This is a genomic window from Shewanella aestuarii, from assembly GCF_014647215.1.
Lineage (GTDB): Bacteria > Pseudomonadota > Gammaproteobacteria > Enterobacterales > Shewanellaceae > Shewanella > Shewanella aestuarii.
Genome location: NZ_BMOT01000001.1, coordinates 490,440 through 511,680, shown reverse-complemented (window position 1 = coordinate 511,680; position 21,241 = coordinate 490,440). Strand labels below are relative to the sequence as shown.

Genomic DNA, 21,241 nt, shown 5'->3' with positions numbered 1-21,241 from the left:
TATAATTAGAACATCTCAGCTGGCATTTGCATAATTGAAGCATCACCATTATTGACTTGAGCTAAATGGTAATCGGCTTTAACTAATAATTTGTCGATATAGAATTCAGATAGATAACGTTTTTGAGTCGCGAAATCAGCATCTAAATTATTGGTCGATTTATCAGCCATAACTAACCAGAAATAACCATATAAGGTGTACCCAAAAGCATCTAAAAAGTCTACAGCACAAGCATTAATCAAAGCGGGTTGTATGGCTTTATTGTCATTAATGTAGGCCGCCGTTGTTAAAAGCGCATCAAATCTTGCTGTAACAGCTTGAACATGTTCATCTTTAACATGCGTTAATTGATTCAAAGTGTCGATAGATTCATTTACAAATAACGTCAGCGTATCAAGGTTATCACCAGTGACTTTACGACCTAAAAAGTCTATAGCTTGAATACCATTCGTACCTTCATAAATTTGTGCAATACGAGTATCACGCACAAATTGCTCGATACCTGTTTCACGAATATAGCCATGACCGCCAAACACTTGCTGCGCCATTATCGTAGCATCTAAACCTCTATCAGTTAAGAATGCCTTAGCCACAGGCGTTAATAATCCGACATATTGTGCCGCTTTAGCTTTTACATCACCATCAGCATATTTTGCTAAATCGAGTTGCTTGCCTGTTAATACTGATAACGCACGACCAGCTTCAGTCATTGCCCTAATGGTTAACAACATACGTCTTACGTCACCATGAACAATGATCGGATCTGACACGCCTGTTGGTTTAACTCCAGCTGCGACACCTTGTAAACGCTCTTTTGCGTATTCGCTTGCCATTTGATAAGCCGCTTGAGCATTACCTAAGCCTTGAATACCAATAGCTAAACGCTCGTAATTCATCATGGTGAACATGCAGACTAAGCCACGCTCTGGCTCGCCAACTAAGTAACCCATCGCGTTATCGTAATTCATCACACAAGTAGCAGACGCTTTTAAACCCATCTTATGTTCAATTGAACCGACAGTCACACCATTTGACTCACCTAAACTACCATCCTTGTTTACCTTTATTTTAGGAACAAGAAACAGGGAAATGCCTTTTGAATCAGGCAATTTAGCTAATACGAGATGAATGACGTTTTCTGTTAGATCTTGATCACCACCAGTAATAAAGATTTTATTACCGGTAATGGCATAGCTTCCATCGTCTTGAGGTACTGCTTTAGTGCGAATACCACGAAGATCCGAACCCGCATGAGGCTCTGTCATGTCCATTGCTCCAGCCCATTGGCCGGAGTAAAGATTAGGGAGATATGTATTTTTTAATTCTTCACTCGCATGAGCATTAATACACAGTGCTGCACCGGCAGTTAATGAGCTATAAAGCACAAACGAGTTACAGGCACTGTAGCCCATCTCATCGACTAGAATCCCCAACATCTTAGGCATTCCCATACCACCAAACTCAGCGTCACCGCATAAACCGACCCAACCACCTTCCGAGAATTGGTTATAAACCTCTTTAAAGCCATCGGGTGTAATGATGTTATCACCATCATGCACTACGCCCTGCTCATCACCGCTTCTGTTCAAAGGATGAATAAGATCACGGCTGATTTTGCTAGCTTCGTCTAGAATAGCAAGCGCGGTATCTATATCGACCATTTCGGATAATTCTGGCAATTGTTGCCACGTATTAGTTGCCTCAAATACGTCTTCTAACAAAAATTGCATGTCCTTTAGCGGCGCTTGGTATGGGTTCATATCAGTCTCTCAAACGAATAATTAAAACAGTTGTTTAAATTTATATAATTTACGCTATGAATACAAGATCAAACTAAGCAATAACCTAGAGCGAGCACACTTTTTTATCTATGAGTGATAAGATACCCGCTTAGATTTAATCTAGTTCAGTTTTTTGAGTTAGAATATGGCCAGTTATCGAATTTGTAGAATAAATAATGTCATTAGCACCGCTATACCAATCTCTTCAATATGCCACCATAATTGGTAATGCTGATGGGCAGTGGCACCCTTCTAACGAAGGGGCAACGATTACCTTTAACGCCACTGCACACAACGAAGCGATTAATATTTGTAATGGCCCCTATGCCGGAGTGAGTGAAGCTTTTAGGGTTGAAAGAAGTGTAAATGATGCTGCCTTCGTCGATATACTCACGACAGTGGCACAAAGTCTAGTTAATCAGGTTGACTGCTGGCCATCTTCAGGTTTAACAACCGCAGTGATGTTGGCAATGATCTCGAAACAAGTTTCTTTAATGCGAATGTCACTATTGCCGTCATTGGCACGTAATGAGTGTATGCATGTTTCAGAGACCTTACCTTGCATGGTACACAATTGGCTTGGAGAGCGAAGAATTGCAATGGGTATTGCCCTGACTCATTCACATTTGTATTGGCCAGAGTTATATGTCAAACCGCATCTCTCAAATGCTAATATTGAAAAAGTCATTATTGATCCTTTTACAATACTATTAGGACCAGATAGTGAATTTGCAACATTCGATTTAACACCGGACTCGTATTTAAAAACTCAAGCTCAGTTCCCGGTTGACTATGACAAACAGTTAATCATTCTTAAAAAATTGGCGTTAGTTGATATTCAATTTTGGTTGGTATCTGCTACCCAGGAAAAACTGCTTCAATGTGAAAAATTGTTTTACAACCAAACTCCTGAAGATAATCAGTCAAACTGGTTTTTGGTCGACTTTAAAGCTTCGCAATATTTAGACCCCATTCGCCATCAATTAGCATATTGTCAGCAAGTATTGGCATTGCAGAATATCAAAGGATAAAAAAAGCCTCACCGTGTGAGGCTTTACTCATAAATATTTGCTTACCACATCAAATCATCTGGAATCGCATAATCCGCATATGGGTCATCAGCATCACTGACCTGCTCTACCGCATCATTAGCTGTTACATCCCAAAGATAGCCACACCACTGAGGGACTAAAAGCTGGACTCTGACAGCCAGTTTATGGGGGACTAAATAGCTTTTGTCTTCATAACGAATAATACCTAAAGAACCATTAAGCAGTTGTGCTTGGATTTTATCGTTTATGTAAACAGAATAGATTTTATTATCTAACGTATAGTTAAACTTAGTTTCAGCATCTTTAGGTAGCGTAATTGCAAAGCGTGTAAATTCAGTAATTAATCCTTTTACTTGGCCTTTTTCGCTCGCTTCTTTAAAACGCTGTTCATTTAACTGTTTGTCTTTATTCGCTTGCTGTAATTTTTGTTCAGCAATTTGTTGTTTCAATGCTGCACTGCCATCATCAACTTTGGCTTTTTTATCTCTACGCTGTTGTGTTCTAGCATTTTTTACTTTTTGTTTGCTGGCTAAACCGGCTTTAAGTAACTGCTCTTGTAATGCATTTGCCATTGTAAATCCTTATTATAAACCCTGTTTTACAGCCATACTGCCTAATTCTGTCATCGCTATACTGGCACCACCCAAAGACCAACCACCATCAACAGGTAATACAACACCTGTTATATATGAAGCCATATCGGAAGCTAAAAACAATGCGGCATTAGCGATGTCTTGCTTTTGACCGTTACGTTGTAATGGTACGCTGGATGCAACTTTATTTTGCAATCCTTCACTGGGAGCTAAACGATTAAAACCTTCCGTTTCAGCTATAGGGCCAGGCACAATAGAGTTGACCCTAATGCCTTCTAACCCCCATTCAATGGCTAATGTTCTGGTTAACATATCAACCCCTGCTTTAGCTGCACAAACATGCACTTGTAGAGGCATTGCAATAAAAGCTTGCGGGGCAGAAATTTGAATAATTGATGCATTTGGACGTTTTAACAAAGAATAAGCTTGTTTTAATACTTGAAAACTGCCGATGAGATCAATATCGATAACTGATTTAAAGCCATTATTCGAAAGTTTAGCGGCGCTAGCAGGGAAGTTACCAGCGGCACCACTGACAAGAACATCAATATGCCCAAATGATTTTTCTATGACATCAAAACCTTGTGTTAAAGCATCTTCATCACGTACATCAAAATTAACCCCAAGATGTTTGCCATCTGGATTTGCATGATTTAATAACGCAACCGCAGCATTCACTTTTTCGATATTTCTGCTAGCAACGGCAACATTGGCACCAGCGTTAGCAAAGCTCACTGCAACTTGTAAATTAATACCTGAGGTACCACCGACAACAACAACGTTTTGGTTAGTAAAATCAAACATATTTATTCCTTTTTGAAGCGCAGTGAGGCTGAAAAACCTAAACTTCTGTTTGTAAAGATTGATGAATTGCCGTCAAAGCGGCTAATGGGTCAACCGCTTTGGTTATAGGCCTGCCAATTACTAAATAATCAGAACCAACGGCAATGGCTTGAGGAGGGGTCATTATGCGGTGCTGATCGCCTGCATCACTCCCCGCTGGTCGTATACCTGGCGTCACCAACTTAAAGGTTTCACCAAAGGTAGATTTCAATAATTTTGCTTCTTGCGCTGAACACACTACCCCATCTAACCCAGCCTGGTGTGTCAGTTTAGCCAAACGTAATACATGTTCGAACGCAGGTACATTAATGCCTAGTAATGCCAAATCTTCATCTGACATTGAGGTTAAAACGGTTACCGCTATCAATAAAGGTGCATCTTTACCATATGACGCGAGTGCATTTTTTGCCGCTTGCATCATAGCTAAACCACCACTGGCATGGACGTTTGTCATCCAAACGCCTAAATCTGCTGCGGCACTGACCGCTTTGGCAACTGTATTAGGGATATCATGAAATTTTAAGTCTAAAAATAAATCGAAGTTACGATTATGGATATCCTTAACTAATGTTGGCCCGAATAAAGTAAACATCTCTTTGCCAATCTTTAAGCGACACATTGCAGGGTCAAGTTTATCGATAAGAGTTAAGGCATCAGCTTTGTTGTCGTAATCTAATGCCACAACAATCGGTTTATCAGTCATACTGTCTCCAACTTTACATCTAGTGCTTTGAAATAATGTGATTAATTTATAATTCAAGGTCAGTAAGCTATTCGCCATCTAACCCTTTTATACGTTTTATACTGCCCCACTGCTTACAGGAAGGACAATGCCAGTACAAAGCATGTGCAGGAAAACCACACTCGTGGCAACGATAACTGGGTCGAAATTTAATTTGTTGTTCTACCAGTTTTTCTAGCATGGCTAAACTTTGCTTTGCTTTGCCGTTTTCTGCTTGTTGAATATGCAATTTCATTAAATGTTGAAACCCTTTCATTGTAGGGTGTCGATATAAATTATCCAGCATCATGGCTTCAGCTTTTTCACTGTTATTTTTGCTGATTTGATGCTCAGCTAATGCAATAGCAACCGTTGCACCAGCACCTTTAGATAAGGCTTCGCTGAGTAATTGCTCATAACCGTGACAATCCGATGTTTGACGGTAAACCTGTTTAGCAATATTAATAGCATCAGGAAAAAGTGCGAGATCGGCAGCTAACAATTGCACTATCGCCTCTTTACACTCATTAAATTGCAGATTATCGAGGTAAATATTCGCTAAAGCTAACCAAGCACGGCCACACTTTTCATCTTGTTTAATCGCAGATCGTAATTTCTTTATTTTAACCTGAATGTCGGATGCTTCATCAGCTAACTGACAATAGAAATGTGCCGTGGTGCATTTAAATACCAGTTGGCGTTTCTTGGGGAGTTTTTTGGTCACGTCGATGGCATTTTGCCATTCCTTTGTGACTTGATAAATAGAAATGAGTTGAGACTCAGCTTCTTCGCTGTGGTCTTCTTGATTAACTAAGTTTAGAAATATTTCCTCAGCGCGGTCGTAAAAACCGGCCGCCATATAATCCTTGCCTAACTCCATCATAGCAATGTCACGTTGCTCAGTCGTTAAGTGTGGTCTGGCAATCAAATTTTGGTGGATGCGAATGGAGCGGTCAACTTCACCACGCTTACGAAATAGAGAACCTAACGAGAGATGCGTATCGATGGTTTCATCATCTACATCCAACATGCTGATAAAAAGATCGACAGCTTTATCTGATTCATTTGAAAGCAAAAAGTTTAAGCCTGTAAAATAATCACGGCTTAATTTTTTACTTTTTTGACTATCGCGATGCAGAATACTTCTACGCCCCATATACCAGCCATAGCCAGCTGCGATAGGCAATAATAAGAACAGAATTTCAAGCATATTTAAGGTGCGATATCCACATGGGGTTGTACTGCTAACGTTTTATTATTGTCACCACCACTTTGAGCTAATTTAGCCAGGTTTTTATTGGCCTTACGCAAAGCAAGTTTCATTCGCATAATATAAAAACTGGCAAGTAACCAACTCAACACAAAACCGGTTAAAAACACCACGGCTAACACAACGGGTAAACGATACTGACCTTCGGCAACAAAATAGCTTAATGTAACCACCTGTTCATTTTTAGCGCCGAATAACAAAGCCAAGATAAACAACATTCCTACAATAATAATTGCGAAAAAAGACTTCACGCGATTCTCCATTTGAACACAGCAATAAAATGATTATCTAAGATATTTACTGCGCTGACCAGCTTTGACTTTGAATAGATACAAAAAAGCCTCCAAATGGAGGCTTTTTACTCAAGCGTTAATCATTGATTAACAGCATCGACACGTTCGCGCAGTTCTTTACCCGGCTTAAAGTGCGGTACATATTTGCCATCCAATTCAACTGAGGTTCCAGTTTTAGGATTACGGCCAACACGCGGCGCACGATAGTGAAGAGAAAAGCTACCAAATCCACGGATCTCAATACGATCACCGCTTTCTAATGTTGTTGCCATTTGCTCTAACATTTCTTTGATAACGCTTTCAACTTCTTTCGCCGACAGTTGCGACTGCCTGGTGGCGAGTTTTTCGATAAGTTCAGATTTAGTCATCCTAGCTATCCCCTATTTCCAAGCCAAACACAGTCGCCTAATGGGGAGGGAAACTCCCCATACAACAGACGATTTTCGATTACTTACGAGCTGCTTTGAAAGCTTCAGCCATTGCGTTGCTGATTACAGCATCGTCTTGCTTGTTCAAAGTTGCGATCGCTTCTTTCTGTTCAGCTTCATCTTTCGCTTTGATAGATAAGCTGATAGAACGGTTCTTACGATCTACACCCATGAACTTAGCTTCGATTGCATCACCTACTGAGTATACTGTAGATGCATCTTCGATGCGCTCTGCAGAAATGTCAGCAACACGGATATAACCTTCAACAGTTTCAGCTAGTTCAACTGTAACACCTTTAGCATCAACAGCAGCAACGGTACCGTGTACTACGGTGCCTTTCTTCTTGTCAGCTAAATATGCGTTGAATGGATCATCTTCAGTTTGCTTAACACCTAGGCTGATACGTTCACGCTCTGGGTCTACTGAAAGAACTACAGCGTGGATTTCATCGCCTTTCTTGTATTCAGAAACTGCGTCTTCGCCAGTACCGTTCCAAGAAATGTCAGATAAGTGAACAAGACCATCGATTCCGCCGTCAAGACCAATGAAGATACCGAAGTCAGTGATTGACTTGATCTTACCTGATACTTTGTCGCCTTTGTTAAACTTAGTAGCGAAGTCATCCCATGGGTTAACTTTACACTGTTTTAAGCCTAAAGAAATACGACGACGCTCTTCGTCGATGTCTAGAACTAACACTTCAACTTCATCACCTAAGTTAACAACTTTAGATGGGTGAATGTTCTTGTTAGTCCAATCCATTTCAGAAACGTGTACTAAACCTTCAACGCCTTCTTCGATTTCCACGAAACAGCCGTAGTCAGTTAAGTTAGTTACGCGACCAGTTAAACGTGTGTTTTCTGGGTAACGCTTGCTGATTTCTAACCATGGATCTTCGCCAAGTTGCTTAAGACCTAGTGATACGCGAGTACGCTCACGGTCATATTTAAGAACTTTAACGTTGATTTCGTCACCAACATTAACGATTTCAGATGGGTGCTTAACACGCTTCCATGCCATATCAGTGATATGTAATAGACCGTCAACACCACCTAAATCTACGAATGCACCGTAGTCAGTAAGGTTCTTAACGATACCTTTAACTGCTTGGCCTTCTTGTAGATTTTCAAGAAGTGCATCACGCTCAGCACTGCTTTCTGATTCGATAACAGCACGACGAGAAACAACAACGTTGTTGCGCTTCTGGTCTAGCTTGATAACTTTGAATTCTAATTCTTTGTACTCTAAGTGAGCGGTGTCGCGAACTGGGCGCACATCAACTAGAGAACCTGGTAAGAAGGCACGGATACCGTTTAATTCAACAGTGAAACCACCTTTAACTTTACCATTGATGATACCGATTACAGTTTCAGCATCTTCGTACGCTTTTTCTAGAACGATCCAAGCTTCATGACGCTTAGCTTTTTCGCGAGATAATTGAGTCTCACCAAAGCCATCTTCAACAGAGTCAAGCGCTACATCAACTTCATCACCAACTTGAATTTCTAAAACGCCTTGTGCGTTTTTGAATTCGTCAGCAGAAATTGGGCTTTCAGACTTAAGGCCTGCGTCAACAAGTACCATACCGTTTTCGATGGCAACAACAGTACCACGAACGATAGAACCTGGACGGAACTCAAGAGTTTGAAGGGATTGTTCAAATAGATCAGCAAAAGATTCAGTCATGTTTTAAGTTACTTTATGTAATAAACCACCATCCATCCTAGATGTGGAGTCTAGTAATATTATCCACGTCATCCTTAACGTGAATACCTACAGCTAGTTTAGCTTAAATAACTAATAAAGTTACTATAAATCTTAACTAGTCCGTAATTTTTTTGTTTACGTGCTCTAATACGAGCGCTAATACGCCTTCAATAGAGATACCACTAGTATCGACAACTAGTGCATCTTCAGCTGGCACTAAAGGCGAAGCAGAACGATTAATATCGCGCTCATCCCGCTCTATAATCTCAGCTAAAAGGCGGTCGATTTTAACATCGAAGCCCTTGTCCTGCAACTGATTAAAGCGTCTTTGTGCTCGCTCTTGAGCCGAAGCGGTTAAGAAGATTTTTGCGGGTGCTTGAGGAAACACAACCGTGCCCATATCGCGACCATCAGCAACTAATCCAGGCATTGCCGAAAAAGCACGTTGACGGCGTAATAATGCTTCACGTACGCGTGGCAATGCGGCCACCTTGGACGCAGCGTCAGAGCACTCTTGACTGCGAATAGTCGTCGTCACGTCCTCGCCTTCAAGCACGACTTTAATACCGTTATTGTCAGCATTAGTTAAAAACTGCACATCTAAATGAGCCGCCATTAAGGTCAAGGCTTCTTCATTACTCAATTCTATATCATGATGAATAGCAGCAAGGGCAAGTACACGATAAATCGCCCCGCTATCTAAAAGATGCCAGCCTAAATGTTTGGATAATAACTGACATATCGTCCCTTTCCCTGCACCGCTAGGACCATCCACAGTCACGATTGGAGCCCGTTCAGTCATAAATTCCTCCGAAAAACATCATCCATGAATATAAAAAAGTTTTACCCAAAAATAAGCGGCGGTATTGTATAACAATTCCAAATAAAAAGCCTTTGCTTAGGTAAAAAATAACTTAAAAATGAATGAGGTTGGCAAGTTAGTCTGCCAACCTCATTTTAAAATACACGCTTTAAGCTTGTTTTAATTGGTTAATTTAGTTGGTTGATAAGCGATGGAACTCATCAAAATAAGTTGGAAATGTCTTGGAAGTACAATCTGGATCATTAATAGTTATACCGCAATCAGCAAAAGCCAACAAAGAGAAACACATTGCCATCCGATGATCATTATAGGTATCTATTGCTGCAGAATTAATTTTTTCAGGTGGTGTGATGGTAATAAAATCGTGTCCTTCCTCGACGGTTGCGCCAACTTTACGTAATTCTGTCGCCATGGCAGCTAATCTGTCAGTTTCTTTAATGCGCCAATTATAGATATTACGTAAAGATGTGGTGCCTTTGGCAAACAAGGCTGCTGTCGCAATAGTCATAGCTGCATCTGGAATATGATTCATGTCCATATCTATAGCAGTTAAAGATGAGTTTTTGGCAATGATAAAATCATCGCCCCACTCAATTTCAGCGCCCATGGCAGTAAGTGCGTCCGCAAATTTAACATCCCCTTGAATACTCAGTTTACCAACACCAGTCACTTTGACTGCTCCGCCACAGATAGCGCCAGCAGCTAAAAAGTAAGATGCTGAAGAAGCATCCCCTTCAACTAACACTTTGCCAGGGGAAATATACTGTTGACCAGCCACAATTTCAAAACGGGCATAATTATGGTTAATCACTTCAACACCAAACTGCTTCATTAAGGCAATAGTGATATCAATATAAGGTTTGGATACGAGTTCCCCCTTGATGAAAATATTAACGCTGTCTTTTGCTAAAGGTGCAACCATCAACAAAGCCGTTAAAAATTGGCTTGATAAATCACCTGCAATTTCGACATCGCCACCATTTAAACCAGTAGCATTGACAGTGAGTGGTGGAAAACCTGGATTTTTGAGATAAGTAATGGCAGCACCTAGTTGTTGCAGCGCATCAACTAAATCACCAATTGGCCGCTCTTCCATTCGCGGCTCACCGGTTAAAGTAAACTGTCCTTGACCTAAGGTTAAAGCAGCACACAAGGGGCGCATTGCTGTACCAGCATTACCTAAAAAAAGCGTTTGCGGCGCGACTGAGTTCAATACGCCAGCAAGGCCTTGCACTTGGCAAACCGTGTTGTTTTCACTGAGCTCAAATTTTACGCCTAATTGTCTAAGCGAGGCTAACATATAACGAATGTCGTCAGAGTCGAGCAAGTTTGTAAGTGTCGTGGTGCCTTTTGCTAAAGTTGCTAGCAACAATGCTCGGTTAGAGATACTTTTTGAACCTGGAATATTAATTTCGCCATTCATCTTCGCGATAGGATCTAAACGCAGTTGCTTCATGTATGTCTTCTTCTATCAATTAATCAAATTCAGGATTGAAACTGTACTTACTCTTATCATAAACACATAAGCTAAGTGGAACAATTTAATTACATTATTCATGCTGGTGTCGCATAAATAATTGCGCCATTGGTTTCACGTCGTTTTCGCACTTAACTGCGAGAACATGAGGTTTGCATCATAAAAGCGGTCTATTGTAATGGGGAGCCATTACAGCAGATTGTGGTGAAAGATAACAGTATTTTTTGCATGTCATTAATAGTTTCCAACTGAATTATTCTCAACTTAATAATTAAACTGATTTGTCACAAATAAGGACTTTAACTCTGTGATCAAAGCGCGTTATCCTAGATAAAAAGAAATATCATTCATTATAAGGTTTTCTCATGTTTGAACTATTAAAAGCCATGCCTGCTGATCCTATCTTAGGTTTATTAACTCAATATCGCGCTGACTCACATCCAAATAAAGTGGATTTAGGCGTTGGAGTATATAAAGACCCTCAGGGTCATACTCCCATTCTTGCTTGCGTTAAAGTGGCTGAACAACGCCGTACCGATTCTGAAGACACTAAAGTTTATATTGGTCCAACTGGATCTCCTCAATTCAATCAATTAATGACCGAACTGGCTTTTGGTAAAAACCATAGCGCTTTGCTTGCAAATCGAATTAGAACGGTTTCAACACCTGGCGGCACTGGGGCGCTTCGTGTTGCCGCTGATTTTATCAAACGTTGTCGTCCGAACGCGGTGTTATGGGTGAGTGATCCAACGTGGGCCAACCACACTGGCTTATTTGAAGCTGCGGGAATAACAGTTAAAACTTATCCTTATTATGATTACGATACAAAATCATTAAAATTTGAGCAAATGCTAGCAACCTTAAATCAGGTTGCAAAAGATGATGTCGTACTTTTACATGCATGTTGTCATAACCCAAGCGGAATGGATTTAACAACGGAGCAATGGGATGAAGTTGTCAGTGTGACGGCTAAGCAAGGTTACACTCCACTCATTGATATGGCGTATCAAGGATTTGGGGATGGCGTTGATGAAGATGCTTATGGTGTTCGCCAAATGGCAGCTGCCGTTGAAAACATGATTTTATGCAGCTCATGTTCGAAAAACTTTGGCTTATATCGTGAACGAATTGGTGCCTGTTCTATTATAGGTAAAGATGCCGCTCAAACAGATGTTGCATTTTCAGTATTATTATATGTAGTGCGTTGTATTTACTCTATGCCGCCTGCGCATGGTGCCGCAATCGTTGAAACTATCCTTGCGGATGCAGATTTAAAACAGCAATGGTTAGATGAGTTAGCTGTGATGCGTAATCGTATTAATGGTAATCGCAGTATGTTAGTCAATAAGTTGATTGAAAACGGTGTGCAACAGGATTTTAGTTTTATTGCACAGCAAAAAGGAATGTTTTCATTCTTAGGGGTTAATCAAACTCAGGTTGAATTACTTAAATCGCAGCACAGTATTTATATGGTGGGTTCTAGCCGTATCAGTATTGCTGGGATCAGTGAATCAAATGTGGACTATTTGGCAAAGTCAATTGCATCAATTTTGTAAAGATTAAAAAGGGCTGATTAATCAGCCCTTTTATGCAAGTTAACAACAAGTGGCATTAACTGTGTTTTTGAGCAAATTCTTGCATAAAATCAACTAATTTCTGCACGCCCTCAATTGGCATCGCATTGTATATACTGGCACGCATACCACCGACAATTCGATGACCTTTTAAGGCAACTAAACCTGCCTGTTCCGCTTTCGCTAAAAACTCAGTGTCTAACGTACTATCAGCAAGCTGGAAAGTCACATTCATTCTAGAGCGATTTTCGATGGCTACACCATTTTTATAAAATGAAAGTTGATCAATACAATCATAAAGTAATTGGGCTTTTTGTTGATTGATTTTCTCCATCACACTCACGCCGCCTACCGTTTTTAGCCATTCAAATACTTCGGCAGCTAAATACCATGCGAATGTCGGTGGTGTATTAAACATCGAGTCATTATCTTTAGTGATGTTGTAATCCATAACAGAAGATTGCACTAAACTGGGCAATGACAACATGTCATCACGAACAATAACAATCGATAAACCTGACGGACCGATATTTTTTTGGGCACCGGCATAAATAAGCCCAAATTTACTGACGTCAATTTCATGCGACATAATTGTCGACGATAAATCAGCAACTACGGGCCAAGGGCTATTTAGCGATTCAAATATCTCAATACCGTCGACGGTTTCATTGGCACAGTAATGCACATATCGATAATCATTGTTGATTTGGTTCAGATCAGGCATACAAACTTGGTGTAAACCATTGATGGTTTCGACAATATTGATTTCATCAATTTGTGCTTCACCTGCAATACGCTTAGCTTCTTTCACGGCAGAACTAGACCATTGACCTGAGGTTAAATACAAGGCTCGGCCATTATCACCCAAGAAATTAGTGACAACATTGGTAAATTGTCCTCTGCCACCACCATGCATAAATAATACATGATAGTTTTTAGGAATATTCATGAGCTCGCGAAGTGTCTTTTCTGCTTGCTGTGTTAATGCAATAAACTCTTTACTACGGTGACTGATCTCCATGACGGAAACCCCTAGCCCATTCCAATCAATTAATTCCTGTTGTGCTTTTTGCATTACCGCTTGAGGTAACATCGCAGGACCTGCACAGAAATTATAAATTGTGCTCACAGACAACTCCTTCACTCAATGTTATTGATATCAATTAGATGATTTTAGACTTCTAATACTAAGGACTTTATTAACAGATGAATAGTGCTTAATGAAGCGTTTTTGATGAATATTTTTCCGTAAAACAAAACGAGCGCCATAGGCGCTCGCTTTAATTTAATCTCCCAACAAGATTACTCTTGTTCGTCTGACTCATCACTCACTTCACTGTTTTCAACAGTATCAGCTGCAACATCTTCATTGATAGTTGGATCTACGACAATAAGGTTGCCTTGCTCATCTAATTCTTCATCAGATTGAATTTCTTCGATACGTTGTAAACCAACCACTTTTTCGTCATCAGCGGTTCGAATGATGGTTACACCTTGGGTGTTACGACCTATAACTGACACACCTTCAGCCGGAGTACGGACTAATGTTCCCTTGTCACTGATTAACATGATTTCATCGTTGCTACCCACCTGAACAGCACCAACAACGGCACCATTTCTATCGCTAACTTTGATTGAAACCACACCTTTAGTGCCACGGCTCTTAGCTGGATACTCTTCAAGCTCAGTCCGTTTACCGTAACCGTTTTCAGTTACCGTTAAAATGGCACCATCACCTTTAGGAACAATCAAGGATACAACGCGTTGGCCTTCTTCTAACTTAATTCCACGAACACCCGTTGCAGTACGGCCCATAGGACGCAGTGCAATGATTTCTTCACCGGTTTCAGCATCAATTTTTACTGCTCCGGTTTCAGAATCGCGAGCTTTCTCGTTAAAGCGAACCACTTTACCTTCGTTAGAGAACAACATGATGTCATCACTTCCTTCAGTGATATCAACACCAATAAGTTGATCGCCCTCTTTAAGGTTAACGGCAATAATGCCATTTGCACGTGGGTTGCTATAAGCGGTCAATGCTGTTTTCTTCACTGTACCGTGCGCGGTTGCCATGATGATAAATTTGTCATCTGCATATTCACGAACAGGAAGAATCGCGGTAATTCGTTCGCCATCAGATAATGGCAATAAGTTAACAATTGGGCGACCACGAGCAGTGCGACTTGCAAGTGGTAATTGATAAACTTTTAACCAGTACATTTTACCAAAGTCCGAGAAACAAAGAATAGTATCGTGTGTATTAGCAACTAATAGCTTTTCAACAAAATCTTCATCTTTAACTTTGGTCGCCGCTTTACCTTTACCACCACGACGCTGCGCTTGATAATCAGTTAATGGCTGATATTTGGCATAACCTAAGTGAGATAGTGTTACCACAACGTCTTCTTCATTGATTAAATCTTCAAGACTCATATCAATTTCATTGGCGTTAATAATGGTTCTACGCTCATCACCATACTGCTCAAGAATTTCTTGTAATTCTTCTTTGATGACTTCCATCAAACGCTCTGGACTACGCAAAATAAGTAGTAATCCAGCAATAAGCACTAATAATTCTTCGTATTCACTGAGAATTTTTTCGTGTTCAAGACCGGTTAAACGGTGTAAACGTAATTCAAGAATCGCTTGCGCTTGTTGTTCAGTTAAATAGTACTGACCGTCACGAATACCGTATTCTGGTTCTAACCATTCTGGACGAGCAGCATCATCGCCGGCTTTCTCTAACATGCCTTGAACGTGGCCTAATTCCCAACCTTGCGAAATTAACTTGGCTTTAGCTTCTGCAGGCGTTGGAGATGCCTTAATTAACGCAATAATTGGGTCAATGTTAGCGAGTGCAATGGCTAATGCTTCAAGAATGTGGGCTCTATCGCGCGCTTTGCGTAATTCAAATACAGTACGACGTGTAACCACTTCACGACGGTGAAGAATGAAACACTCTAGCATTTCTTTTAGATTGAATAACTTAGGTTGGCCATTGGTTAGGGCCACCATGTTTATACCAAAAGAACACTGCATTTGAGTTTGAGCATACAGGTTATTAAGTACAACTTCGCCGACTTCACCGCGTTTGATCTCAATTACAATACGCATACCGTCTTTATCAGACTCGTCGCGTAAACCACTGATACCTTCAATTTTCTTATCTTTAACCAGCTCAGCAATTTTTTCAATTAAGCGTGCTTTGTTAACTTGATAAGGAATTTCGTGGACAATAATACGTTCTCGGCCGTTTTCATCGGTTTCGACTTCGGCTTTAGAACGCATAATTGCACGACCACGGCCAGTGTTATAGGCATCAATAATGCCTTTACGTCCGTTGATTGATGCAGCGGTTGGGAAATCCGGGCCAGGAATGTATTCCATTAACTGTTCAATCGATAAGCTAGGCTCATCAATTAATGCTAAACAGCCTTTCACAACTTCACTTAAGTTGTGCGGTGGAATATTGGTAGCCATACCTACAGCAATACCAGAAGAACCGTTAATTAATAAGTTCGGTACTCGTGTTGGTAATACCGCTGGAATGAATTCAGTACCATCGTAGTTAGGGACAAAATCGACGGTTTCTTTTTCTAAGTCAGCCAATAAAGAGTGGGCTAACTTTTCCATACGAATTTCGGTATAACGCATTGCCGCTGCAGAGTCACCATCAACAGAACCAAAGTTACCTTGGCCGTCTACTAAGGTGTAGCGTAACGAGAATGGCTGTGCCATACGAACAATAGTGTCATAAACAGCAGTATCACCATGTGGGTGATATTTACCAATAACGTCACCAACCACACGAGCGGATTTTTTATAAGGTTTGTTCCAGTCGTTTTTAAGTTCGCTCATCGCAAATAATACGCGGCGATGTACCGGCTTTAAGCCGTCACGCACGTCAGGCAATGCACGACCCACAATTACGCTCATAGCGTAATCTAGATACGAATTTTTTAGTTCGTCTTCAATATTAATTGGCGAAATAGATGAAGCCAGATCAGTCATAAACTGCGCGTTCCCCTGAAATTGAGCTGACGACTTTTATTCCATATTATCGTCGAGCTTTAAAACGTGATTTGGCATTCTAACACAGATATATATTGTCGCTAGAGCAAACCTAAACCAATTTGATTTTAGGGGTAAAAAAAATATGAATTAATAAATTTGACAATGAGTTAGCAAAGTTTGTATTGAGTAAAATGACGTTAACTTTTGAGCAAAATTTCATATCAATGGTGATCAGCATGTTTAATTGTTCAAATAACATGCGCTTCAAGATGAATATCACTCCTTATTAGGTGCAATCCAATATTTTAGCGCTATTAAAAACCGATTCAGACGATATAATGGCGTCATAATCAATAATTGATAAATTTAGGTACAGCATGTCTATTGAAACCTCTTCTAATATAAATGTCGATCCACAAGAGATTGCTAAATTTGAAGCAATGGCTCAAACATGGTGGGATCCAAATGGTGAATTCAAACCATTACATCAGTTAAATCCGTTACGACTTAACTATATTGATCAAACCTCACAAGGCCTTTTTGCTAAGAAAGTGCTTGATGTTGGATGTGGCGGTGGGATTTTATCCGAAAGCATGGCTAAAATTGGTGCCAATGTAGATGGATTAGACATGGGTGATGAACCTTTAGAAATCGCTAGACTCCATGCGCTTGAAAGTGGTGTCTCGGTGAACTATATAAAAAGTACTGCAGAGCAGCATAGAGACAATCACAAAGAGTATTACGATGTTGTAACTTGTATGGAAATGCTCGAGCACGTTCCTGATCCATTGTCCGTTATCCAAGCCTGCTGCGACATGGTTAAACCTAATGGTTATGTGTTTTTCTCAACTATTAATCGTAATTGGATGTCTTATTTACAAACCATCGTTGGCGCTGAATATCTGTTAAAAATGCTTCCTGTTGGCACCCATGATCACAATAAATTTATTCGTCCCTCTGAATTGATCGGCCTTGTCGATAAAACAGACCTACTTTGTAAAGATGCATTAGGTATCACTTACAACCCGTTATCTGGCGTTTTTAAATACAGTAAAAGTGTTGATGTAAATTACATGATTGCCACACAGAAGGTTGACTGATATTGGCATTATCCAACTGTAGACTCGATAAATCCGCCATTAAAGGCGTGCTATTCGATTTGGATGGTACGCTTGCCGATACTGCGCCCGATCTGATCTACGCGTTAAATTTAGGGCTTGTAGATGCTGGCTTTGAAAAGTGCAAACTTGAGCAGGTTAAACATGCTGTTACTCACGGCAGTCTAGCCTTGGTGAAAGCGGCTCTGCCCAATATTGATGAAGTAGTACAACGTCAAATACAACATGGATTATTGGAGCATTATAAGATAATCAATGGTGATAAAAGTTGTTTATTCAGCCAGCTCAATGAATTGCTGACCCTGCTTGATAGACAAAATATCCCCTATGGCATAGTGACTAATAAACATGCATGTTTCGCGCGTCCTTTAGTGAAGAAATTAGGTTTAACTTCACGGGTTAAATCAATCGTCAGCGGTGATAGCACTATTTACTCAAAACCGCACCCTGCTCCGATGTTACTTGCCGCACAACAGATAGGTATACCTTCACAAAGCATTCTGTATTTAGGTGACGCCGAAAGGGATCTTGTTGCGGCTAAGAATGCCAATATGATTGGTGGTATTGCATATTGGGGTTATTTATCCGTTGATGACACCCCAGAACGTTGGCCTGGGCAATTACATTTCAAAACAACACAATGCTTATATGACTTCTTTATTTAAACTTCAATGTGATTTAATCGCCAGTTCATCTAGGATAATTTAATCATTTTCTGGCTTAAGTCAGCGGATAAATTTTGGCGTTAAACAGAGATCCAAACATTGTTTTAAAGATCAATAAAAAAATGCTTCAAGCAAAGCGATCGACGATAATTTTAGCGATCAAACTATTTTCATATTTAGAACAATTAATCAACAGTAGATAGAAAAGCTATAGAAATTTGGGGTGTAGGGTTAGCTTTTACTAACCCATACATTTATCCTCAACTTATCCACAAGATGTTCTATAAATTGTGGCTTGCAAAATCTCTCCAACCTCACTATCTTGTATCTTAGATTTTAAATAACACCATATCTTGTGTGTCAAATACAATCTCAGACACTAGTGAGCCAACATAAATGACTCATTATTTTAAGCTGAACGGGTGACTTATTTTGCTGTAATGTCACAAACCGTCGTCTTTAATGCTTAAGGATGATTGTTTTTACAAGGGAACGTAACCGTGTGGTTAGACACGATCGCCTGCAGTAATAAGCGCTCAATCACAATAACAGATATAATCAAGGCCTCTCTTCAATGAATAGCAATATGACTGTCACAAAACGCTGTGGCGAACGTGAAACTATCGATCTAGATAAAATTCATCGCGTGATCACTTGGGCTGCCAAGGGATTAAAAAACGTTTCAGTTTCTGAAGTTGAACTCAGATCTCACCTGCAATTCTTTGACGGTATTCCGACTGAAGCTATTCATGAGACGATTATTAAGGCCGCTGCTGACCTTATTTCACCGGAAGCACCTGATTATCAATTTGTTGCAGCTCGTTTAGCCATTTTCCATTTACGTAAAAAAGCCTTTGGTCAGTTTGAACCGCCAAAGCTTTACGACCATGTCACCCGTTTAGTTGAAATGGGTAAATACGACATGCATATTCTGGCTGATTATAGTCGAGAAGAACTCGATACCCTTGACAGCTATATTGATCATTGGCGAGATATGAACTTTTCATATGCTGCAGTAAAGCAATTGGAAGGTAAATATTTAGTACAAAACCGTGTTACACACGAAGTGTATGAAAGCGCTCAATTTTTATACATACTGGTCGCGGCTTGTTTATTTTCTAAATATCCAAAAGAAACTCGATTGAAGTATGTAAAAGATTTCTATGATGCGACCTCAAGCTTCAAAATATCTTTACCGACGCCGATTATGGCCGGTGTACGTACACCAACTCGCCAGTTCAGCTCTTGTGTACTAATTGAGTGTGACGATAGCTTAGATTCAATTAATGCTACCGCATCATCTATTGTTAAATATGTGAGTCAACGAGCGGGTATTGGTATCAATGCGGGCCGAATTCGTGCGTTAGGTAGCCCTATTCGTGGCGGAGAAGCCTTCCATACCGGTTGCTTACCATTTTACAAGTATTTCCAAACTGCGGTGAAGTCTTGTTCTCAAGGCGGCGTGCGTGGTGGTGCTGCCACCCTTTTCTATCCGCTATGGCATTTAGAAGTTGAGTCATTACTGGTTCTGAAAAATAACCGTGGTGTTGATGATAACCGTGTTCGCCATTTAGATTATGGTGTGCAGTTAAACAAATTAATGTACCAGCGTTTGATTAAAGCTGAAAACATCAGTCTATTTAGCCCATCGGACGTTCCAGGCTTGTATGATGCATTCTTCGAAGATCAAGTTGAATTCGAACGTTTGTATCTGCAGTACGAACAAGACCCTGCGATTCGTAAAAAACAAATCAAAGCCGTCGAGTTATTCTCATTAATGATGCAAGAGCGTGCTTCTACGGGCCGGATTTATATTCAAAACGTGGATCACTGTAATACTCATAGCCCTTTTGATTCAAAAGTAGCGCCAATCAAGCAATCTAACTTATGTTTAGAAATAGCTTTGCCGACTAAACCATTAAAGAATATTGATGATCCGAATGGTGAAATAGCCCTCTGTACACTGTCGGCTTTGAACCTGGGTGCGATTAAGCATTTGGAAGAGTTAGAACCTCTTGCTGAATTGGCGGTGCGCGCATTAGATAATTTATTAGATTATCAAGATTACCCGATTATTTCGGCTAAGTTGGGTTCAATGAACCGCCGCACCCTTGGGATAGGCGTGATTAACTTTGCAAACTATCTGGCTAAAAATGGAAAGCGTTATTCTGATGGTTCAGCTAACAACCTTACACACAAAACATTTGAAGCCATCCAGTTTTATTTATTAAAAGCATCGATGAAGTTGGCTCAAGAGCAAGGTGCGTGTCCATTGTTTAATGAGACCACCTATTCAAAAGGTATCTTGCCAATTGATACTTACAAACGTGATTTGGATAAAATTTGTGACGAACCATTACATTTAGACTGGGAAAGTTTACGTAAAGACATTCAGCAGTATGGTTTACGTAACTCAACTTTGTCTGCATTAATGCCATCAGAGACATCTTCACAGATCTCTAATGCAACCAATGGTATCGAGCCGCCACGCGGTTTAATCAGTGTTAAAGCCAGTAAAGATGGCCAGCTAAAGCAAGTTGTACCTGATTTTGATCTATTAAAAGATCATTATGAATTACTTTGGAACATGCCAAACAATGAAGGCTATTTACAACTTGTGGGTATCATGCAGAAGTTTATTGACCAAGCGATTTCTGCTAACACCAATTATGACCCAACTAAGTTTCCAAGCCGTAAAGTGCCAATGCAGACCTTGCTAAAAGATTTGCTCAGCGCTTATAAACTGGGTGTTAAAACACTTTACTATCATAACACCCGTGACGGCGCATCTGATCAGCACGATGACATTACCGCCATCGAGAAAGAAGATGATGATTGTGCCGGCGGTGCTTGTAAGATATAAAACGCAAGTTTATGGAAC

Annotated in this window: 17 protein-coding genes; 5 read left to right on the top strand and 12 right to left on the bottom strand. The window is 40.3% G+C overall.

The genetic code is table 11. The features are described from left to right. Window positions 1-5: 5 nt before the first annotated feature. Window positions 6-1,760: an acyl-CoA dehydrogenase C-terminal domain-containing protein gene (locus IEY03_RS02255; RefSeq protein ID WP_188839703.1), complete on the bottom strand. Its 1,755-nt coding sequence runs from the start codon at window positions 1,758-1,760 to the stop codon at window positions 6-8. A 197-nt stretch (window positions 1,761-1,957) separates the two neighbouring features. Between IEY03_RS02255 and IEY03_RS02250 the strand changes: the two genes are divergently transcribed. Further along, window positions 1,958-2,812 (top strand): hypothetical protein, encoded by an 855-nt coding sequence (locus IEY03_RS02250; protein WP_188839702.1) that lies wholly within the window; start codon window positions 1,958-1,960, stop codon window positions 2,810-2,812. A gap of 41 nt (window positions 2,813-2,853) precedes the next feature. Here IEY03_RS02250 and IEY03_RS02245 read toward each other — a convergent pair whose 3' ends face one another. From IEY03_RS02245 to aroA, 9 genes are all read right to left on the bottom strand, one after another. Then, complete coding sequence (locus tag IEY03_RS02245; RefSeq protein ID WP_188839701.1) at window positions 2,854-3,405, bottom strand: DUF2058 domain-containing protein; 552 nt, start codon at window positions 3,403-3,405, stop codon at window positions 2,854-2,856. Between the two features lie 12 nt (window positions 3,406-3,417). Then, window positions 3,418-4,230, bottom strand: coding sequence for an SDR family oxidoreductase (locus IEY03_RS02240; protein ID WP_188839700.1), 813 nt, complete (start codon window positions 4,228-4,230; stop codon window positions 3,418-3,420). A gap of 37 nt (window positions 4,231-4,267) precedes the next feature. After that, on the bottom strand, window positions 4,268-4,972 hold the full coding sequence (gene pyrF, locus IEY03_RS02235) for an orotidine-5'-phosphate decarboxylase (RefSeq protein ID WP_188839699.1): 705 nt from the start codon (window positions 4,970-4,972) through the stop codon (window positions 4,268-4,270). Between the two features lie 67 nt (window positions 4,973-5,039). Further along, window positions 5,040-6,200 carry a lipopolysaccharide assembly protein LapB gene (gene lapB / locus IEY03_RS02230; RefSeq protein ID WP_188839698.1) on the bottom strand — a complete coding sequence of 387 codons (1,161 nt, stop codon included), beginning with the start codon at window positions 6,198-6,200 and terminating at the stop codon, window positions 5,040-5,042. Window positions 6,201-6,202: 2 nt separating this feature from the next. Beyond that, complete coding sequence (locus IEY03_RS02225) at window positions 6,203-6,511, bottom strand: LapA family protein (RefSeq protein WP_188839697.1); 309 nt, start codon at window positions 6,509-6,511, stop codon at window positions 6,203-6,205. Window positions 6,512-6,633: 122 nt separating this feature from the next. Beyond that, window positions 6,634-6,921 carry an integration host factor subunit beta gene (gene ihfB, locus IEY03_RS02220; protein ID WP_188839696.1) on the bottom strand — a complete coding sequence of 96 codons (288 nt, stop codon included), beginning with the start codon at window positions 6,919-6,921 and terminating at the stop codon, window positions 6,634-6,636. A 79-nt stretch (window positions 6,922-7,000) separates the two neighbouring features. After that, window positions 7,001-8,668 carry a 30S ribosomal protein S1 gene (gene rpsA, locus IEY03_RS02215; RefSeq protein WP_188839695.1) on the bottom strand — a complete coding sequence of 556 codons (1,668 nt, stop codon included), beginning with the start codon at window positions 8,666-8,668 and terminating at the stop codon, window positions 7,001-7,003. 136 nt (window positions 8,669-8,804) lie between these two features. Next, window positions 8,805-9,491, bottom strand: a complete 687-nt coding sequence (gene cmk / locus IEY03_RS02210) for a (d)CMP kinase (protein WP_188839694.1) — start codon at window positions 9,489-9,491, stop codon at window positions 8,805-8,807. 193 nt (window positions 9,492-9,684) lie between these two features. After that, the gene (aroA, locus tag IEY03_RS02205; protein WP_188839693.1) at window positions 9,685-10,968 is read right to left on the bottom strand and encodes a 3-phosphoshikimate 1-carboxyvinyltransferase; all 1,284 of its coding nucleotides are present in this window, start codon (window positions 10,966-10,968) and stop codon (window positions 9,685-9,687) included. Window positions 10,969-11,354: 386 nt separating this feature from the next. Here aroA and IEY03_RS02200 point away from each other — a divergent pair, with 386 nt between their 5' ends. Continuing rightward, window positions 11,355-12,545, top strand: a complete 1,191-nt coding sequence (locus IEY03_RS02200) for an amino acid aminotransferase (protein ID WP_188839692.1) — start codon at window positions 11,355-11,357, stop codon at window positions 12,543-12,545. Between the two features lie 55 nt (window positions 12,546-12,600). Here the strand turns inward: IEY03_RS02200 and serC are convergent, their stop codons facing one another. Next, entirely contained in the window at window positions 12,601-13,692 is a 1,092-nt protein-coding gene (gene serC / locus IEY03_RS02195) for a 3-phosphoserine/phosphohydroxythreonine transaminase (protein ID WP_188839691.1), read from the bottom strand. A 173-nt stretch (window positions 13,693-13,865) separates the two neighbouring features. Continuing rightward, on the bottom strand, window positions 13,866-16,574 hold the full coding sequence (gene gyrA / locus IEY03_RS02190; protein ID WP_188839690.1) for a DNA gyrase subunit A: 2,709 nt from the start codon (window positions 16,572-16,574) through the stop codon (window positions 13,866-13,868). A gap of 380 nt (window positions 16,575-16,954) precedes the next feature. On the opposite strand from gyrA, the gene ubiG reads away from it, so the two are divergent. From ubiG to nrdA, 3 genes are all read left to right on the top strand, one after another. Next, window positions 16,955-17,677 (top strand): bifunctional 2-polyprenyl-6-hydroxyphenol methylase/3-demethylubiquinol 3-O-methyltransferase UbiG, encoded by a 723-nt coding sequence (ubiG, locus tag IEY03_RS02185; RefSeq protein ID WP_188839689.1) that lies wholly within the window; start codon window positions 16,955-16,957, stop codon window positions 17,675-17,677. A 2-nt stretch (window positions 17,678-17,679) separates the two neighbouring features. Beyond that, window positions 17,680-18,360 (top strand): HAD family hydrolase, encoded by a 681-nt coding sequence (locus IEY03_RS02180; protein ID WP_188839688.1) that lies wholly within the window; start codon window positions 17,680-17,682, stop codon window positions 18,358-18,360. 574 nt (window positions 18,361-18,934) lie between these two features. Next, window positions 18,935-21,223: a class 1a ribonucleoside-diphosphate reductase subunit alpha gene (nrdA, locus tag IEY03_RS02175; protein ID WP_188839687.1), complete on the top strand. Its 2,289-nt coding sequence runs from the start codon at window positions 18,935-18,937 to the stop codon at window positions 21,221-21,223. The last annotated feature ends 18 nt before the right edge of the window (window positions 21,224-21,241 follow it).